Raw genomic sequence first — 17,753 nt, 5'->3', positions numbered from 1 at the left:
TATTAAATATATACTATTTGGTATGAAAAAATGAGTTTTTTAATACGTACATGTGCCCGGTCTTGTCATAACCTTAATTCCATTTATTACCAAATAATCTGTGAATGTTGTTTTATCAAATTATATCCCACCATATGTGTGCATAGTGTTCTAATGCTGGGAACTGATACCTCCCATCTTTGAGGGGAACTAGATGTGTTCTCAGATAATTCACAATGATGTCTTTTTGTTCTTCTTTGACTATGGGGAACTGTTCCCAATAGTGTGCCAGTGCTTCTTCTTCTGAGGTGTAGATATATTCTGTCTTCATGCGATGTACGGTCAGATTCGCCATAATTCCTTTCTGATACAGCGTGTTCCAGACAAGATTGGATCGGGGTTTTCCCATGAACTCTTCTCCATAGAGTTCTGGCCAGAGATCACGGCGTACTGTTTCCCAGTGCGGACTGGACAAGAACCAGAATATGTGTACCTGCCGGTTTGCCGTGTTGTTCATTTTATCAAGTGCATCGGACAAGTTGGGGACTGCCAGTGAAAATGAGGAGATGATATAGTCAAATACTCCAATTTCTTCGGGTTTTACTTCTTCCCAGAGTTTGGGGATGACCTGGATGTCTGTGGTTACTCCTGATTCTTGCAGGTAGGTTTTCATCGCGGAGACCATTGGTATGGATGGTTCAACGACGGTTACTTTACATCCTCTTTTCGCTAAAGGAACGGCAAGGGTTCCCGGTCCGGATCCGATATCAAGCACGGTTGATCCGGCAGGGAAGGAAAGAAGGGAGAGTTGTTCTTGTATCCGTGAAAATGTTTTACTGTTCATGTCCCGTACCATACGGTCTACATGTTTTTGCAGGGAGAAGTGATCTGCACTGGAAAGATAGGAAATGTTTTGTTCCTGTTTCGTATACTGTTCATTCCATTCGCTACTTGCATCATTCATAAATTTCCACCTTGGAGAGATAAGCTGATAAAAAAAGTTTGAGATCTACAACTCCACTTTCTGATAGGAAAGGTTCTGGACATGTGATTTCAGCTGTTCATACACCGGAGCACCAACCACGAACCGGTAGATCTCATCGGCCTTTGCTGCCGGATCGATGTCGGCGAACTGTTCGGGGTAGAGGACTTTGCCGATGTAGTAGGCGTTTGCAAGACTGGTCTCATGGTTTACGTTCATCGAGGTGTGCGGGTTGACCGCATACACTTCGCCGTTCTTGACCGCTGAAAGTCCTGCGTAGGAGGGATCATTCCGGAACTCGGCAAGCGCCCCGCCTTCCGCAGCGGTCAGGGTTCCCAAGTCCACAAAGATCCTGTCCGGGTCCCAGGCAAGGATCTGTTCCTTGGCAACTTTCGCGTATCCGGTCTGACTGGTTTCACCGATGCCGGAGGCAACGTTCTTTGCGCCAAGCAGAGTGAACGGCAGATAGTTCGGATCGGTTCCGTCTGCTCCGTGGGCACCGTTGTAGGAGATGCCGCAGACATACACCGTCGGTTTCCCGGCGTCAGATACGTTCACGACACGGGTCCTGAGGTCATCCTCGACGGATCCGAAGTAGGCAATGATCTCTTCGGCGCGGGCATCCTCGTGCAGAATCTTTCCGAGCATGCGGAGGGTTTCACGGATCTGATCCCCTTTGGTGACATAGTCACCGACATAGAACATCACCACCGGGATACCGGTCTTTGCGGTGATCTCATCGGCAACTTCAATCCGTGAACTGCTGGCGCCGCCCATGAAGAGAACCTCGGCCCCCGATGCGAGAAGTTTTTCGTTGTCAACAACCGCCATGGCTGACCCGAGCTCTGCACGGTTCTTGATTGCCGGATTTGCGAGGAGATACGGCCGCAGTTCGTTTGATCGGGTAAAGAGGCTGCTGTCCTGATAGTCAACCGCAACGATGCGGTCAAGGTCGGTGTTCAGATACACGAAGTACCGCATGGATCCCGAACCAGATACGGCAATTTTCTGCGGGTTGTCGGGGATGGTAACTTCGCGACCGAACGCGTCGGTTATGGTGATGGTCTGGGTGTGTTCGTCTGAAGGCCCGGGTGTGGATACACACCCTGCGGTGAAGCAGAGAAGAACAACAAGAGCACATCCTGCGAGGAGGGAAAGAGATCGGCGGCACACATTCATGTTATCACTTCATTATTTTTTCATACTGAATAATAAGTGTATGGAAAAACATTGGCCAAACAAACTAACAGATTTTCATATCAATACTATTAATAGGAGGAAGCGGCGACTATGTTGCTATGAAAAACTTCGCCGATCTTGTAGCATTTCACGGTCACGCCTGCGGCGGCCTTGCGCTCGGGTACAAAGCCTGCGAACTTGCCGCAGAGAAACTGGACCTGCACTTCTCCGAGGATGAGGAGATTGTGGCAATCACAGAGACCGACTCCTGCACGGTTGATGCCATTCAGGTACTGCTCGGCTGCACAGCGGGCAAAGGCAATCTGTTTGTACACAACTGGGGCAAAACAGCGTTCTCGTTTTACCGCCGCGACACTCAGACATCCATCCGGCTTGTTGCCGTCCCCGATGCAGTTCCGAAGAACACACGGATGGTGGAGCTTCGTCCAAAGATCATGGACGGCTCGGCCACACCTGCCGAGGATGAGGAGTTTCACCGTCTTGCACATGCACATGTGGATGAGATTCTTTCCTTGCCTGCGGAAAAACTGTTTACGATCAAGGAAGCAGTCCAGCCCCTGCCGCAGGAGGCAAAGATCTACAACAATGTTGTCTGTTCCGTCTGCGGCGAGCAGGTGGCGGACGGTCTTGCAAAACAGATCGAGGGGAACTATATCTGCATCCCGTGTCAGATGCGGAAATAATTCTTTTGAAAAATTTTACCCCTGTAATTTTTTCCACACTCCCTGCACACCCCATCATGCAGGGAAATAATCCCGCCGCAGTCACACGTCCACCTCGGCAGTTCCTCTGCAAGAAAACTTTCGGCACCGATCTCTTTTGCCCGGATACCAAAGGCAGCAAGACTCACCCGATACCGCCTGACATACCTTCTGTCAAGATTTCGTATTCGTCTGCACGGAAACTCTCCGCACAAAAAACAAAAGGGCAGTCCCTTCTCACCGGCACACCGGGAGATGTCGCAGTCTCTGCAGTGTACCGGTTTTCCAGGTTCATCCGATGCACAACCTGGGCAGGGATTGTTCTTTTTCAGATGCCGGGAGCAGACCGAACAGATCATCCCGCAGACCGCAAATGAATTCATTTCCGCGGGAAGTAGGAGAGCAGATCCCACGCAAGGGACTCAGCCTTCTTCTCATTCGTCATCATCGTATCCAGCCGGTGCGCACCCGGGACGTCAATCTCCGTATCGCGTTTGTCCTGAATAAACATGCTCACGACATCTTTGTACACCTCCCACGTCCCGTAGGAGGTCGGCGCATAGCCCCATGCCTGCATCAGTGCTGCCGCAGGGCCGCTGACCGGCCGTCTGCCGATAAAGGGACTGACCGCAATCGTGAACTTTTCCCGCAGTGCCTCGCGGACCCCGGCGCACTCCAGAATGGGACCGATACTCGTCACCGGATTTGACGGCCCGATAATTACCCCGTCACTCTCCGTAATTGCTGCGATCACCTCCGGCGTTGCCGCAAGCGGTGCATCATTCGCCGTCTTCCGGACGATTCCAGTAATCGGTACATTGCCACGCCGGCCCACCCAGTACTCCTGATAATGCATCAGCGATCCGTCCTCTGTCCTGACATAGGTTGTTACCTCCTGATCGGACATCGGGAGAATCTTTGCCTGTACCCCGTAGGCTTTCGCAATTTTTTCCGTCGCTGCAGTCAGGGTCATGCCCTGCCGCAGAAACTCGGCACGGGTAATGTTGGTCGCACGGTCGCGGTCGCCGAGCGGCAGAGGTTCGGTGTAGCCGAGTTTTTCCATTGCATGAAACGTCTCGAACGAATCGCCGCGGATGCCCCACCAGCTGTCCGTGTTCAGCAGTCCGGAAAAAAGATACTGCACTGTATCAATATCGGGCGAAACATACAGACCCGACATCCAGAGATCCTCGGCGGTGTTGACCACCACCGTAATCTCATTGTCCCGCAGAATCTGGCGGAGTCCGCGGATGAGTTTCGGCGTGCCGGTTCCGCCGGACAGTACCGTTATCATGATACTAAGTAGAAGGGTGCTGCACCGTAATCAAGATGCCGTGTTTTGTGCGGCGGGTCTCGTCCGGATGATAAAATGGGAAAGGGTACCGCTTTCAGAGAACCGAAAGCAGACCATAGATCAGAATCGCCGCAATACAGATCGGTGCGATGAACTTCACCATCACCACATACATCCGCTCTGCCTTGAACAGCGACGAGCGTTTCACCTCATCGATAACCACCTTCGGTTTTACAATCCAACCGATGAAGATACAGGTGAGAAGCGCCACAATCGGCAGAAGAATACTGTTGCTGAAGAAATCAAATATGTCCAGCAGTGACATACCGGCAAGGCTGATCCAGTCAAGAACACCGAACCCGAGTGAGATCGGCACGACCAGTGCCATCGTAAACAGAAACACCAGTCCTGACGCAATCTTCCGGGACACGCCGAACCGGTCCCCGAGCACTGCAACCGGCACCTCAAGCATGCAGATGCAGGAGGTCAGCGCTGCAACCGCTACCAGCACAAAGAAGATAGCGGCAACAACCGAACCGAACGGCATCATATCAAACACCTTTGGCAGTGCCTGAAACATCAGTCCGGGTCCTGCCCCGAGTGCTTCTGGACTGCCGCCGGAGAACACAAACACCGCAGGAATAATCAGCAGACCTGCAAGAAACGCAACGCCGGTATCAAAAATTTCAATGGTCCGCACTGACTTTTCCATATCGGTCTTCTTTGCAAGATACGAACCATAGGTGATCATCACGCCGAACCCGAGCGTCAGCGAATAAAAGACCTGCCCCATTGCGGCGAGTACTGTCTCTGCCGAAAACTTGGAAAAGTCCGGGTAAAGGTAGTACCACAGACCATCCATTCCTCCCGGAAGGGACAGACAGTAGGCCGTAAGTCCTATCAGCATCAGAATCAGCATCGGCATCAGGATTTTATTCGCCCGTTCAATTCCCTTTTCCACCCCGAACAGCACCACAATACAGGCAAGTGCCACAAAGATCAGGGTCCAGAGAATCGGCTCAAGCGGCAGAGCAATGAATCCTCCGAAAAATCCGTCCGTCGCTGCTGCATCAGCGCCGCCGGTGAAGTACACCGCCGCATACTTCATTACCCATCCGCCGATGACCGAATAGTAGGGAAGAATAATCAGCGGAACCAGCAGTGACAGATACCCGATGAACGTATATTTTCGGTTCAGCTGGGCAAATGCTGTTACCACACTCGTTCCGGTTGATCTACCGACGGCAATCTCGGTTATCATAATGGTGAATCCGAGCGTCACCACGAGAATCAGATAGATCAGAAGAAAAATACCGCCGCCGTACTCGGCTGCAAGGTAGGGAAACCTCCAGATATTTCCAAGACCTACTGCAGCCCCTGCGGCGGCAAGGATGAATCCCATCCTGCTGGAAAACAAACCACGTTCATTCATAGTACAACACACACTGATTGAAAAAAATATTTGCAGCAGATATCTGCTGCTTAGTTTTCTTTTGCCGGAGTTATCCTGCGGCACGCACAACACGATTCGTTCGGGATGTCCAGCGGATATGCTCCGCAGGAACAGGCCATACACAGATCTTCTTGGGGAATACCTACCGACTCCACCAGGTCATCAGCCGAGATGTACTCAAGGCTTGTTGCATGGATCATCTTGCGGATCTCTTCCACCGATCTGCCGTTTGCGATCAGTTCCTCACGGGTAGGCAGGTCCACGCCGAAGTAACAGGGCGCAACAATCGGCGTTGAACCGATGCGCATGTGGACTTCGGCTGCACCGAACTCTTTTACCATGTCCACAATATGGAGTGAGGTCGTGCCGCGGACAATGCTGTCGTCCACAAGGACAACGGACTTTCCGCTGATGTGGCGACGCACCGGATTGAGTTTCATCCGCACTGCATTCTCCCGCAGACTCTGGGCAGGCATGATGAAGGTTCTGCCGACGTACCGGTTCTTTAAGAGTCCTTCCATGTAAGGAATACCGGACGCATCCGCAAAACCCGTTGCAAACGCTGTGCCGGAGTCCGGCACCGGCGAAACAAGATCGGCTTTGACCGGATGTTTTGCCAGTCGTTCGCCGATTCTCCGCCGTGCGTCATAGACCAGCACGCCGTCGATCACCGAGTCGGGGCGTGCGGTATAGACATATTCAAACACGCAGTATGCTTTGTGGTCCGCGGTCAGTACCTGGCGGCCGGACACCCCGTCCCCGGTGATGGTGACCAGTTCTCCCGGTGTGATGTCACGGAGGAATGTTCCCGACAGTGTGTCGATTGCCACACTTTCCGAGGCAACAATGTAGCCGCTGTCGGTCTTTCCAAGACACAGCGGTTTTGTTCCCAGCGGATCACGGAATGCGTACAGTACCCCGTCCAGAATTGCAACACCTGCGTATGCCCCCTTCAGCCGCTGAATTGCATTGACAAACGCATCCTCTGCGTCTGCTCCTGATATGAGCTCATGGGCGATCATCGCCGCAATCAGCTCTGCGTTTGTGGTCGTTGAAAAGATGTGCCCTTTCCCCTCATATTCTGCACGAAGAGACTCGCGGTTGTCCTGCACCAGTGCAACACTTACGGTAATGGACAGTTCATGGCCCTGAAACGAGAACTTCAGCGGCTGAATGTTTTCCATTCTGCCGCGGTGGGCTTTCTGGGTGTAGAGAACCTGTCCGATGCCGACCGTGCCGGGAAGCCCGGATAAGATCTGTTCGTTAAAAACTTCGGCGAGCTGGCCGGGACCTTTGTGGGTCCGAAGAGTCTTTTCGTGAAAAGTAGATATTCCTGCAGCCTCCTGACCTCTGTGCTGGAGTGCGTGCAGGGCGTAATACAGGGGGTAGGCGACACCGCGAGAATCAACGATGCCGGCAATACCACTCATACAACAACCTTTTTAGTTATCTGCTGCTTTCTTCGTCCATTTGTATCCGCGGATCTTGGAACTCTTGCCAAAACCGCATGATGAACAAACACCGTGCCGGGCGTGGAATGACTGTTTTCCGCAGCGGCGGCAGATGATGTGGGAGTGCTTGTTGCGCAGACCCATTGATGGTGTGCCTTTTGTCATTGTTTACTTCACCTCATTTATTCTACAGACGGAGAGATGTAGATGACATTGTCGCCGCGGACGATTAACGTGCCGAGCTGAACGGTGCCATTCTCTCCTTCTTCCTCAGCCTTGTCAAGAACCAGGTTCATGTGAACGTCATAGCCCTGGAGAACCCCGCGGATCTCCCTCCCGCCCTTCAGTGAAATAATCACCGGCTGGCGGTTAAGGACCTGATCTAAAATTTCAAGCGGTCTCTTTGTCATAAGGATACCTCGTTTTTCTCCGGTAGAGTCTTTGGGACTCATGGAAGAGTGCTTAATGTATTCGTCCCCCACACACATAAAGATAGCGTCAGACGAGGCATTGGATTACATTTCACCGTCATGATGATCCAGGGCATCTCTTCAGAAATAATAGTATTTGCATTGTCATAAGATAGGCAAAATTATATTGCGGGTTTCGGGAAAGTTCTGATATGCACCCATCTGCGGATGACGGGCTTTCTGAAGTTGTCGGGTTCATCTGCATTCTTGCATTGATCGCGGTTGTTTTTTCCATCTGGGCAGCAGGAGGTGTTCCTGCTGAAGAGCTGCAGAAGGAACGGGATATCACCGCGGCGGCTGCGGTGCAGTTTTCGGATATGAAACTTGCAATGGATCTGCTGTGGATTGCGGGAGAGCCCGGTGACGCCCGGTCGGTGATGATCGATGCAGGGACTCTGAGCATCGGAATCTCGGATGCGGCGATCCATGTGTCAGACAATGAGTCGGCGTCATCCTATTCTCCGCTCAGACTGTCCTATGGCCCGGAGTTTCGGTATGCGGAGCGTTTTGTACTGTCATCCGACTGCGGGGCGGTTACTCTTCTGACCGGTGGGACACGGTCGGTGATCCTTCCTCCGTCCGTTGCCCGCCGTGGAGGTGATGTCTGTCTTACGATCCCTGTTCTTGCGTCCCCCGCGGTGGAAGTTTCCAAAACGGATCCGATCCTGCTCAGGTTTTGTGTGAAAAATATCCGTGAACGCCGGTTCGTCAATGCATCTGTTTCCGTTGCGGGTGACCCCCTTCTCGGGAAAATGTTTGTGCAGACGTTTGATACTGCCGGACCAGTCAATCTGACCGTCCGGGAGGTACTCTACCGGATTGAGGCTGCCTGATGTGTGGTGATGATGCGGTTTCCGAGGTGATCGGGTTTTCCCTGATTCTTGTGATGATCATCCTCGCTCTTGGTATCTGGGCGGTTCATACTGCGCCGCAGTTCACAGAGGATCTGGAACGTACACAGAATGAGAATATTCTCCGGCAGTTTGCGGCATTCAAATATGATCTGGACAGCTTTCTTGCAGCGGGGAACACCGGAGTCTATGGCCGAAAAATCTTTACCTATGCGTCCGGGAAGCATCCCTCCTCTATCTTTACCTTTTCCCGTCCGCTGCACGGACGGTTCAGTATGGAGCGCGGGCATCCCGCATTTCAGATAGATGGTACCGCATACTATCCGGTGGTCTTTACGTACCGATCCGCCAACCGGTATGCAGAGAACATTGTTCTTGAACTGAGGGATGGAGTTTTCACCGCAGATCCATACGGTCTTACCCTTCCCGGATACGGGAACGAGAACTCCGCAGTTCACATGGTAGTTTCCGATTCCTCCTTTGTTCCCTGGGTGATATCCGGGGAGGAAGAGGTGATCGTTTCGTACCGTCTGGAACGAGTTCTGCAGAGCGGCTCCGGTATCTTCTGTGTGTTTGATTTCAGCATGCGGTGAGGAAACCGCATACCCTTTTCACCCAAATCCGCGGTCAGTACTACGTGCCGCACATCGGGGGATTATTGGTAATAAATTCGCATAACAATCAAAAAATCTCTCCTAACAGAGAGTTATATGCAATTATTGCCAATATTACAAACAGAATATGTCCGCTGCCGCTGCCCCACGGTTTCTTGCAATCGGTTTTGCTGTGCTTGCCGCTGTTCTCTACGGGATCAGTTCGCCGGTCTCCAAAGTGCTGCTGGACAGTGTGCCTCCGGCACTGCTTGCAGCTCTGCTGTATCTTGGGGCAGGTATCGGGATGGCTGTGGTCAGTCTGGTTCAGACTACACGCAGGCAGGAAACCCGCGAGGCGCCACTCAGCAGGAAGGATCTTCCGTACGTTATCGGCATGATTGTGCTAGATATTGCCGCGCCTGTTCTGCTGATGTTTGGTCTTACCCTGACCACCGCGGCGAATGCTTCTCTTTTAAACAACTTTGAGATCGTCACCACTTCGGTGATTGCTCTTCTTCTTTTTCGGGAGGCGATCGATCGCAGGCTCTGGTTTGCGATTCTTTTGATCGTTTGTGCGAGTATCATCCTCACCGTTGAGGATATGAGCAGTTTTGCTTTCTCTCTGGGATCGATTTTCGTTCTGCTTGCCTGTGTTGCCTGGGGTTTTGAGAACAACTGTACACGGATGCTTTCCTTAAAAGATCCGGTGGAGATCGTAATCATCAAAGGGTTCGGTGCAGGCGGTGGTGCACTTCTGCTCGCCCTGTTTGCACGGGAGATGACTGCGGATCTCAGCGGTGTTCTTGCAGCACTTCTGCTCGGATTCTTTGCGTACGGTCTTTCGATCTATTTCTATGTTCTTGCCCAGAGAACACTTGGTGCCGCCCGGACAAGTGCATTTTATGCAATTGCGCCGTTTATTGGGGTGGGACTGTCGTTTGTAATCTTCCAGATACCGGTGACCGTTTCCTTTGCTGCTGCCACGGGAATTATGATTGCCGGAGCCTACTTTGCTGCGACCAGCGGTCACCGTCATCGCCATGTCCACACACCGCTGATTCATGAGCATCGTCACTGTCATGATGACGAACACCATACTCATGTCCATGATCCGCCGGTGGAAGGGGAACACTCTCATCTGCATACCCATGAGACGATGATGCACAGCCATCCGCATGCACCGGATCTTCATCACCTGCACGGTCACGAGGATCATTGATTTATCTTACTTGGGATCACCGGTATTCTCAAATAGGCAGGGGTTCTTCATTATACATAGTATGGATGCGACTGCAGGAGGTCTCATTGTGCTGTTCGGTGTGAATCTTGGATTTGCCGCGGTGCTTGGAATAATTCTCGGAAAATCCCGTCTGCTTGAGGATATGAAAGGGGATTTTACCGACTGGATCAAATATTCTGTCGGAATTGCTATTTTTGGCATAATGTCGCTGTTTGGTTCGATTGCAAGCATTGAGTACGGTGGTGCACTGCTTAATGTCCGTGACGGCAGTCCGATATATGGCGGTCTGTGGTTCGGCCCTGTCATCGGTGTTGGTGCTGCGGTTATCGGTGCTGCTTACCGGTTCACGCTCGGCGGTGCAACCATGGTTCCCTGCTGTCTTTCGACGCTGTTCGCAGGTGTGGTAAGCGGTGTTATCTGGTATTTCTATCGTGAGAGGATTACCACGCTTACAGCGACTCTGATCGCCGTTATCATGGGATGTGTCCATATCCTGCTGGTCTGTTTCCTCACCCCGAACGACTTCGGCTGGACGGTAATTTCGGATACGCCGACAGGTGTTGGTATTCTGATTCTGGTGCCTCTGTCGGTTGCAATCTTTTCCTGGTGCTACCAGAGAGCGAGAGTGCCCGCCCCGGCAGCCGGGCAGTAATTTTTTTCATCACTTCACCGCCAACTCATTTTTGAGTTGAGACTTTTTTGTGAACCACTATATACTTTTGCGACAGAATTGTACTGAGATTACCATGACCGACAAACCAGTCAGACTCGGATTCGTTGTTGCAGAATTTAACCGCGATCTTACGTATATGATGGAGATGGAGGCGGAGGAGCACGCCAGGTTCCTTGGTGCGGCAGTTCATGACCGGATTTATGTGCCGGGCGCCTATGATATGCCTCTTGCCATCCGCAAGCTTCTGAAAAAGCAGGATATTGATGCGGTTGTTACCATCGGCTGTGTTATTGAGGGCGCGACGGATCATGATCAGATTGTGGTGCAGCATGCGGCACGGAAGATTCTTGATCTTTCCCTTGAGTTCGATAAGCCGGTTGCGCTTGGTATCTCCGGACCCGGTATGACAAGACTTGAGGCTGAGGACCGTATTGAGTACGGGAAGCGTGCGGTTGAGTCGGCGGTGAAGATGGTCCGGAGACTTAGCGAATGAGATCGGTTTCGGATACGATTACGGCGGTTGCCCCGTCGGCTACGATGGCGATGAGCAACCGTTCCAAGGAGATGATCGCGTCCGGTATTGATGTGATCAGTCTTGCGGTGGGCGAGCCGGATTTTGCAACACCTGCCCATATTACGCAGGCAGCAATTGATGCGCTGACCCGCGGCGAGACGCATTATGCGCCGTCCCGCGGTATTCCGGAGCTGACGCAGGCGGTTGCCGATAAGCTGAACCGCGAGAACCACATTGCGGCGACGCAGAAGCAGATTATGGTGACGGCGGGCGCGAAGGATGCTATCCGTATTACGATGATGGCGCTGCTGAACCGGGGTGATGAGGTTGTGGTCATTGATCCGTCCTGGGTTTCATATGAGCCGTGTGTGCAGATTGCGGGCGGGAAGGCTGTGCACTATTCTCTGAATGCGGATTTTCAGGTGGATGAATCGATTTACGAGGTGATCACGGATAAGACGAAGATGATTATTGTGAATACACCGTCGAATCCGACGGGTTCGATCCTCGGCAGGTCGTCACTGCGGCTGATTGCGGATGTGTGTATGGATCATGATCTGTTCTGTCTTTCAGATGAGATCTATGAGAAGCTGGTCTATGGAAAGGAGCATGTGTCGATTGCGACGGTTGGTGATATGCTGGAGCGAACTGTGACGATTAATGGTTTTTCCAAGGCGTATGCGATGACGGGGTGGAGGCTTGGATATCTTGCGGCGCCGCTTGAGGTGATTCCTGCCATGGATAAGGTGATGCAGCATTCGGTCGGCTGTGTGAATACGTTTGCGATGTGGGGCGGTGTGGCGGCGCTGAACGGGGATCAGAGCTGTGTTGAGGAGATGCGCCGGCAGTTTGCGGAGCGCCGGAAGTATGTGATTGGCCGGCTTGCGGGTATGGGTCTTTCCACTGCGCCGGCGGAGGGTGCGTTCTATGCGTTCATCAATGTGGGCGGTGATGATGTGGCGACGGCGAATCTGTGGCTGGACAAAGCGCATGTTGCGGCAACGCCGGGTACGGCGTTTGGTGCTCCGGGCTGGATCCGCATTTCGTATGCGGCGTCGATGGAGCGGCTGAAGGAGGCGCTCGATCGTATCGAGGCGGTGAGGTAAAAATAGGTGCGGGCAGGAGTGTCTGCCTGTCTTTTTTTGTTGTGCGGGGCTGTAGGGTCCCGGCCTTTCCTTTTTTTTCCGCAGCTCACCCTATATCCGCAAAAATGTCGACGTCTGCCTTGCTGCAACCGTCCACATCCACGGAAAAATCCAACGAAATGAAGAAAAATCTCCGGATCTGAACCGGAACACACGTTTTTAAAAAGAAAAAACCAAAAATTATTTTTCTTCCATCAGTTCGCGCACCTCATCAATGTAACGAACCTCGGCCAGATCCATACCACAGAGACAGTAGCCCTGTTTGTCCATAACAAACACCGGATACTTCGCCACGTCCTCCGGAATCGGCTCTGTCGGAATCTGCTTTACATGCAGAAGATAGGGAACATCCAGACCGATATGCGAAGTAAGTTCCTTCATTTCCCGAATCCAGCGGGCAAGCTGACGGACATCCACCCCGTCCCACTGTAAAATCCGGACCAGCGTCTGATACGTGTCCCGTTCATACACCAGATGATTTCCTTCCAGCTGCGCATTTACCGCATCCGCATAGGTTGTAGCCCACTTCTCCAGATCATCCGCAGGACCCAGAATCGCATCCGCATAGAACCGCAGCTCTTTTTCCCGTTCAGAATCAGAACAATGCGCAGCTGAATCCTCCATACTGCGGATAACTCCGGTGATCTCTCCGTGAATCCGTCTCAGATCCTCAAACGCGTGCTCAAGATCATCATGCAGATGAGTACTGAAGAAAACCGGCTTTTCATTATTTTTCATAGGAATCTCTCAAAAAATGTTGACCTGAAGAGATTTATTTCTTCAGGTAGAGGTTGGCGAAAACCGTCTGACCCTTTGAGGTCGGGTGGCGTTCACCAAGGTCACCGATATAGTGGGCAAAGACAGCCTTCTCGCCGTCAACCTCGGCCTCTACATCGTCAACATACTTGTAGCCGGGCATCGGGTTCTCGATCGTGCCGTAGACGTACACGTCGCCTTTCACGGCCTGACCACCGACACGGCCCTCAACGTTTCCTTTCAGGATGATCGTTCCGCCCTCACCGTGGGTCAGCACATGGATAAATGCATCGCCCTCGATGATGATCGTTCCGCCGCGCATAAAGGTACCGATATCATTGCCTGCCGTGCCCTTCACGCGAAGAACACCGCCGGTCATGCCGCGCCAGTCGCCGCGGTATGCGGAACCGACATGATTCTGAGCATTGCCGTTCACGGTCAGCTCGCCGCCCGCCATAGCAATGCCGGTGAAGGAGTCAACGTTGCCGTTCACGGTGATCTTACCGCCCTTCATCCAGCCGCCGGTGTACATATCGGTGTTGCTGTTGATCACAATCTCGCCTGCGGTCATCTGCTGACCGATACGCTTCACACGGGTCCAGTCACCGTTTAAGACGATCCTGGTCTCGGCTGCAGTTGCACCGGCAGCACCCTCAATAGTGGCATAGGCCGAAAGGGGATACTTGATCTTACCTTCAGAGATCTCAATTGCGCCGATCTCTTCAACAGATTTTCCGGCAAACTGATCCGGCGTAATAAGATCCGCCTCAAAGTACAGCTCCGGCTGTTTTGTCAGTGTTACAGTTACTGTATTCATCTTGTCTCCACCTTACTGGGTGATGTCCACCTTGATTGCATACGGGTTGTGCACGTGCTCATCGAACACAGCATAGTTGTCCAGCTGAACGGTGTAGGAGTGCAGGAACTTGTCGCGGATATCACGCTCGACCTGCTTGTTCTCCGGCACAATCGAGTTGACCCAGACCGTCTTCTTCGGCATGCTGTAGTTGACAATATCGTGGTTCTCAACTGCAAGGATACCATCCTTGAAGAAGGCAAAGCTGCTGCCGAATGCTTTCTCGTACTGTTCGGGATCGCTCGGGAGATTCTCCGGATCGATGTCGTAGACAGCAACGTTTGCGGCATGACCGGTCTTTAAGCTGCCATACATGTCCTTTAAACCGAGTGCTTTTGCAACACCGGCACGGGTCATCTGGGCAAGCTCGTAGAGCGTAAGTTCCTTGTCGGCAAGTTCGCCGATGTAGGTTCTGTCGATAACCTTGTTGCCGTACTTCAGCTGGTTCTCAATGACGTCGTTACGTGCCTTTGCGGAAAGCAGCCACTTGTAGATTCTCGGGTATCTCCAGAACGGACCTGCATTCGGGTGGTCGGTCGTGATGTAACAGCGGTCTTTGTCCTTTGCAAAGAGTGCAATTTCCAGACCGATTGCCCACTGGGCACCAGCAATGAAGGTCTTCGGGTCGTAGACGAACGGAACGATACCAGCAGCCGTCTCCAACTCCACATCCACGTTGGACCACTTCAGGTGGTTCATATGGGTCAAGTGGTACTCGAACGGACCGTCGGCGGTCATCGTGGTGGTTTCATCAAGCGTGACCTGACCGACATCAACGGTCAGCTTCTTCTGGCTGTTAACGTAGTCCATAACTTCCTTGGACTTGGACTCAAACGAGTCGGACTTGAAGGAGTCACCGCCGTAGCAGTGGAACTGGATGTGCGTGTGGTGCATGACCTGTTCACGACCGAAGTCGTTGTTCGGAGAGAAGCCTTCAACGAGTTTCAGGGTGTCCAGGGTGGTTTCGTAGTTGCCCGGATTGCCGAGGTTGTTTGCATGCACGTGGACGGAGTGGGGCAGACGGAGATACTCGTTCGTTGCCATCAGGCCGGTGACAATTTCAGCCGGGGTGATGTCAAAGTACGGAACCTTGTCGTGGATGGTGATACAGTTCAGACCCCATCCCCATGCTTCGGTTCCTCCGGGGTTCACACACTTCAGACCAAATCCGCGGGTGGCGTTCAGAATCCAGGATGCGTAGGCACCGGCGTTTTCGATCTCGCCGTTCTTGAAGTACTCCAGAAGGAACCAGTTGTTTGCCAGAACCGGCATGGCTCCTTCATCGATAATCGGTGTGTCGCGGATCTCTTCATGCACGTGGGGTGCCTCGAGTGGCGGCATTGCAGCTTCCATTGCAAAGGCGAATCCGAGGCGGGCGTAGTCGTAACCCGTCTTGGTGGTGCTCGGAACGGAGAAACCCATCTCCATTCTGGTGTTCTTTCCACGCATCGGGGAGCGGAACAGTTTGTCTTCCGGACGGAAGAGACGGCCCATGTCCACCTTCGGACCGGCAACGTGGGAGTGGATATCCACACCTGCGGCCATAACCAGCTTGCCGGATGCATCAATGACTTTGGCAGCACTGCTGACTTTGTCAACAAATTTGCCGTCTTTGATGCAGATATCCATCTTCTGTGCGTTGATGTTCTGGGTCGGATCAACAACACATCCGTTTTTGATGATATATTCGGTCATGAACTTATGCCTCCGGCTCAAGTTTCACCGGGATTAAGGACGGAATTGCCTTTGCATACTCCCATTTGCCGTCACATTCAATGCCCTGTTCCTTCAGCTCAAGCATCCGGTTCAGGATTCTGTTGAACAGTTCCTCGTCAGTCAGAATGCCGTTGTACGGCGGGACGACTGCACGGTACTGGATTGGCACGTTGTCCATGCGGTAGCAGATACCACCTGTCTCAACACCGACGATTGCAACCGGGATGTGCACGTCGGAAACCGTTGCTGCCATATTGACGCTCGGGTCAATGGTGACCATCGGGATGTGGGAACCGAGTTTTTCGAAGGCACGTATCGGGAAGTGTGCTCCGGCGTCAGTTCCAATGTTGATGAATGCATCGACTTCGCCACGGTTAGCAAGATCCACCGAGGAGGTTTCTCCGGGGTTCATGTGTGCGTGTGAGCCTTTCGACAGATCGATACAGTACGGGAAACCGAACTGCCAGGACCAGACGACACCGGGACCTGCAATGTTGTAGTGTCCGCGCATTGCCATGATCGTACACTTGGTAACTTCGTTGATGTCACGAACCAGATTGATGGCGATGTCAATGTTGTGGTTACGACCGTCGGAGTGGCAAAGACCCATACCGAAGAAGATGTGCACATACCGTCCCTTCTTGATGATATCGCAGACTTCCAGGATCTTTTCTTTGGGAACGCCGGCAACAATCTCCGGGACGTCATCTGCGTAACCGTGCATGACCATACGGAAGGCGTCAAACAGGTCGTAGTCGTGACCCTGTTTCACCTGCAGGAAGTAGTCAGCACAGCGTGCGGTATCGGTGTATCTCGGATCAACACAGATGACTTTTCTGCCACGGTGACCTTTGTTGGTGAAGAATCCTCTCGGAAACACACCGTAGCGGGACATGTGCCGCGGGTGGGCGTGTGCCGGATTGGATCCCCAGTAGATAACGACATCGGCACGGTTCTTGACCTCACCAAGAGTACAGGACGGGTATCCGGTATCGAAGATTGCAAGGAAGGAGGAACCATGGCAGATGGATGCACAGTTGTCGAGGACTGCTCCTGCTTCTTCTGCAACACGACCGGCTGCTGCCTGACCTTCACAGTTGGTAGAGCCAAATCCGTAAATCAGCGGCTTCTTTGCCTTGATCAGCATACGGGCAGTGTAGTCGATTGCTTCATCATAGGTGATGTCCTTGTAGGTTCCGTCCGGCTGGCGCATACGCGGGCTGCCGACACGGCCTTCACGGGATGCATGGTGGTAGATTTCCGTACCGATGATGCAGGCGTTTTTAACCTCAAGAATTTTGCCGTCTTCGACGGTGACTTCCAGGTCGTCACAGCAGGCACCACAGTACGGACATGCGACATTTTTGATTACTTCTGGCATTATTTAACCTCACATTGGCCACAGAAGCTGGCCGTTCCATTTGTTACAGGCTTTCTGTACGAGTTCAACTGCGGGAACGATTCTTGCATCCGGAGCAGGTTCAATGGTAACCGGGAAGCCGCTGTACTGCGGTTCGCCCGTGGACTGGGTCCGCGGGGGAACAACCTGGTTGGCCCAGACACCCTGGCGGATGTGGCAGAGACCGCGGGGGCAGGTCTGACGTGCAATGATTGCTTTGACAAACACTTCGCCGCATTCGCTGGTTACTTTGACAACAGTGTTGGGTGAAATCCCCATCTCCCTGATGTCATCTGCATTCATCTCAACAACGGTGCAGACATCAAAATATTTTTGGGTGGTTTTTCCAGCTTCCATTGCTTCGCCTTCTTCGACGGCACGCTGGGTAACCATATTAAGATGTAATGTTTTCATCTTAGAGTCCTCTTCTCTTTCTTTCTGCTGCAATGGGGCTTGGTCCGATCTCTTTTACGGTGTTGA

The 17,753-nt window shown here is 52.5% G+C and carries 20 protein-coding genes; 7 read left to right on the top strand and 13 right to left on the bottom strand.

Annotated elements, in window-relative coordinates:
• Positions 1 to 115: 115 nt before the first annotated feature.
• Together O0S09_RS04410 and O0S09_RS04405 are read right to left on the bottom strand one after the other, a co-directional pair.
• On the bottom strand, positions 116 to 823 hold the full coding sequence (locus O0S09_RS04410; RefSeq protein ID WP_268922749.1) for a class I SAM-dependent methyltransferase: 708 nt from the start codon (positions 821 to 823) through the stop codon (positions 116 to 118).
• A gap of 165 nt (positions 824 to 988) precedes the next feature.
• On the bottom strand, positions 989 to 2,140 hold the full coding sequence (locus tag O0S09_RS04405) for an ABC transporter substrate-binding protein (protein WP_268922748.1): 1,152 nt from the start codon (positions 2,138 to 2,140) through the stop codon (positions 989 to 991).
• Positions 2,141 to 2,259: 119 nt separating this feature from the next.
• Between O0S09_RS04405 and O0S09_RS04400 the strand changes: the two genes are divergently transcribed.
• Positions 2,260 to 2,844: an FmdE family protein gene (locus O0S09_RS04400; RefSeq protein ID WP_268922747.1), complete on the top strand. Its 585-nt coding sequence runs from the start codon at positions 2,260 to 2,262 to the stop codon at positions 2,842 to 2,844.
• On the opposite strand, the gene O0S09_RS10030 is transcribed toward O0S09_RS04400, so the two are convergent.
• The 6 genes from O0S09_RS10030 to O0S09_RS04375 form a co-directional block, all read right to left on the bottom strand.
• Entirely contained in the window at positions 2,829 to 3,245 is a 417-nt protein-coding gene (locus tag O0S09_RS10030; RefSeq protein ID WP_425438237.1) for a DUF3795 domain-containing protein, read from the bottom strand. The genes O0S09_RS04400 and O0S09_RS10030 overlap by 16 nt on opposite strands.
• Positions 3,242 to 4,156, bottom strand: coding sequence for a 2-phospho-L-lactate transferase (gene cofD, locus O0S09_RS04395; protein WP_268922746.1), 915 nt, complete (start codon positions 4,154 to 4,156; stop codon positions 3,242 to 3,244). Before cofD ends, O0S09_RS10030 begins: the two co-directional genes overlap by 4 nt.
• 94 nt (positions 4,157 to 4,250) lie before the next feature.
• The gene (locus O0S09_RS04390) at positions 4,251 to 5,588 is read right to left on the bottom strand and encodes a sodium-dependent transporter (RefSeq protein WP_268922745.1); all 1,338 of its coding nucleotides are present in this window, start codon (positions 5,586 to 5,588) and stop codon (positions 4,251 to 4,253) included.
• 50 nt (positions 5,589 to 5,638) lie between these two features.
• A complete protein-coding gene (gene purF, locus O0S09_RS04385; protein WP_268922744.1) occupies positions 5,639 to 7,039 on the bottom strand; it encodes an amidophosphoribosyltransferase in 1,401 nt (466 codons plus the stop codon).
• 12 nt (positions 7,040 to 7,051) lie between these two features.
• A complete protein-coding gene (locus tag O0S09_RS04380) occupies positions 7,052 to 7,225 on the bottom strand; it encodes a 50S ribosomal protein L37e (RefSeq protein WP_268922743.1) in 174 nt (57 codons plus the stop codon).
• A gap of 17 nt (positions 7,226 to 7,242) precedes the next feature.
• Positions 7,243 to 7,470, bottom strand: coding sequence for an LSM domain-containing protein (locus tag O0S09_RS04375; protein WP_268922742.1), 228 nt, complete (start codon positions 7,468 to 7,470; stop codon positions 7,243 to 7,245).
• A 212-nt stretch (positions 7,471 to 7,682) separates the two neighbouring features.
• Here O0S09_RS04375 and O0S09_RS04370 point away from each other — a divergent pair, with 212 nt between their 5' ends.
• From O0S09_RS04370 to O0S09_RS04345, 6 genes are all read left to right on the top strand, one after another.
• Complete coding sequence (locus O0S09_RS04370) at positions 7,683 to 8,363, top strand: DUF7289 family protein (protein WP_268922741.1); 681 nt, start codon at positions 7,683 to 7,685, stop codon at positions 8,361 to 8,363.
• On the top strand, positions 8,363 to 8,974 hold the full coding sequence (locus O0S09_RS04365) for a hypothetical protein (RefSeq protein ID WP_268922740.1): 612 nt from the start codon (positions 8,363 to 8,365) through the stop codon (positions 8,972 to 8,974). The genes O0S09_RS04370 and O0S09_RS04365 overlap by 1 nt, the downstream gene beginning before the upstream one ends.
• Before the next feature lie 148 nt (positions 8,975 to 9,122).
• Positions 9,123 to 10,193: a DMT family transporter gene (locus O0S09_RS04360; RefSeq protein WP_268922738.1), complete on the top strand. Its 1,071-nt coding sequence runs from the start codon at positions 9,123 to 9,125 to the stop codon at positions 10,191 to 10,193.
• Positions 10,194 to 10,254: 61 nt separating this feature from the next.
• Positions 10,255 to 10,866: a LytS/YhcK type 5TM receptor domain-containing protein gene (locus O0S09_RS04355; protein ID WP_268922737.1), complete on the top strand. Its 612-nt coding sequence runs from the start codon at positions 10,255 to 10,257 to the stop codon at positions 10,864 to 10,866.
• A gap of 94 nt (positions 10,867 to 10,960) precedes the next feature.
• Positions 10,961 to 11,380 carry a 6,7-dimethyl-8-ribityllumazine synthase gene (ribH, locus tag O0S09_RS04350; RefSeq protein WP_268922736.1) on the top strand — a complete coding sequence of 140 codons (420 nt, stop codon included), beginning with the start codon at positions 10,961 to 10,963 and terminating at the stop codon, positions 11,378 to 11,380.
• Positions 11,377 to 12,507, top strand: a complete 1,131-nt coding sequence (locus O0S09_RS04345; RefSeq protein ID WP_268922735.1) for a pyridoxal phosphate-dependent aminotransferase — start codon at positions 11,377 to 11,379, stop codon at positions 12,505 to 12,507. Before ribH ends, O0S09_RS04345 begins: the two co-directional genes overlap by 4 nt.
• A 219-nt stretch (positions 12,508 to 12,726) precedes the next feature.
• On the opposite strand, the gene O0S09_RS04340 is transcribed toward O0S09_RS04345, so the two are convergent.
• Genes O0S09_RS04340 through O0S09_RS04320 form a run of 5 tightly spaced genes read right to left on the bottom strand, consistent with a single transcriptional unit; the run spans position 12,727 to position 17,687 of the window.
• The gene (locus tag O0S09_RS04340; RefSeq protein WP_268922734.1) at positions 12,727 to 13,284 is read right to left on the bottom strand and encodes a hypothetical protein; all 558 of its coding nucleotides are present in this window, start codon (positions 13,282 to 13,284) and stop codon (positions 12,727 to 12,729) included.
• Positions 13,285 to 13,318: 34 nt separating this feature from the next.
• Positions 13,319 to 14,119: a formylmethanofuran dehydrogenase subunit C gene (locus O0S09_RS04335; RefSeq protein ID WP_268922733.1), complete on the bottom strand. Its 801-nt coding sequence runs from the start codon at positions 14,117 to 14,119 to the stop codon at positions 13,319 to 13,321.
• Between the two features lie 12 nt (positions 14,120 to 14,131).
• Positions 14,132 to 15,853, bottom strand: coding sequence for a formylmethanofuran dehydrogenase subunit A (locus tag O0S09_RS04330; protein WP_268922732.1), 1,722 nt, complete (start codon positions 15,851 to 15,853; stop codon positions 14,132 to 14,134).
• Between the two features lie 4 nt (positions 15,854 to 15,857).
• Positions 15,858 to 17,255 (bottom strand): formylmethanofuran dehydrogenase subunit B, encoded by a 1,398-nt coding sequence (locus O0S09_RS04325; RefSeq protein WP_268922731.1) that lies wholly within the window; start codon positions 17,253 to 17,255, stop codon positions 15,858 to 15,860.
• A gap of 9 nt (positions 17,256 to 17,264) precedes the next feature.
• Positions 17,265 to 17,687, bottom strand: a complete 423-nt coding sequence (locus O0S09_RS04320) for a molybdopterin dinucleotide binding domain-containing protein (RefSeq protein WP_268922730.1) — start codon at positions 17,685 to 17,687, stop codon at positions 17,265 to 17,267.
• Positions 17,688 to 17,753: the final 66 nt, after the last annotated feature.

The sequence above is a fragment of the Methanocorpusculum vombati genome (assembly GCF_026891935.1).
Taxonomy (GTDB): Archaea; Halobacteriota; Methanomicrobia; order Methanomicrobiales; family Methanocorpusculaceae; genus Methanocorpusculum; species Methanocorpusculum vombati.
This window is presented reverse-complemented; position numbering and strand designations above follow the sequence as displayed.